This is a genomic window from Paraburkholderia sp. SIMBA_053 (assembly GCF_046534895.1).
Classification (GTDB): domain Bacteria; phylum Pseudomonadota; class Gammaproteobacteria; order Burkholderiales; family Burkholderiaceae; genus Paraburkholderia; species Paraburkholderia caledonica.
In genome coordinates this window covers 1-395 of record NZ_JAWRXU010000173.1, presented here as the reverse complement: position 1 = coordinate 395, position 395 = coordinate 1, and the positions used below count along the sequence as shown (strand labels likewise).

The window sequence follows — 395 nt, the reverse complement described above, 5'->3', positions numbered from 1 at the left end:
CTTCGGTGGCCTTGCCGTCGAATCGACGGGCAACCCACGTGGAGATCGTGACCGAGCACAGCATGACTTTCGACTGGATGTTGGTGTTCATGAGAAAGCTCCGTATAGAAAATGAATGGATGAGGCGAAAAAAATGGCCCTGCGCGTCCTCGCGGACACGGCAGAGCCATGGGTGATGAAGCTGAAAAAAGTGGAATGGAACGGCGGATCAGTCGCCCTTGATGATTGCGCCGATCTCGCCGCCCTGCGCCCGGATAAAGGCGTAGGAGTTGGCGATTTCCGGCGTGCGCTCCAACGCGTCACGCACGAGTCGCGCCGCGAATTCGCGATGCCCCGCTTCGATCATGCGTTCCGTATAGGTCACTACACGATCGAAGTTGGCTTCCGTCGCGCGA

The 395-nt window shown here is 58.2% G+C and carries 1 pseudogene; it reads right to left on the bottom strand.

Features of this window, described 5'->3' with window-relative positions:
- Positions 1-208: 208 nt before the first annotated feature.
- Positions 209-395 (bottom strand): annotated as a pseudogene (locus tag SB753_RS35120) (ATP-binding protein); the annotation flags it as partial.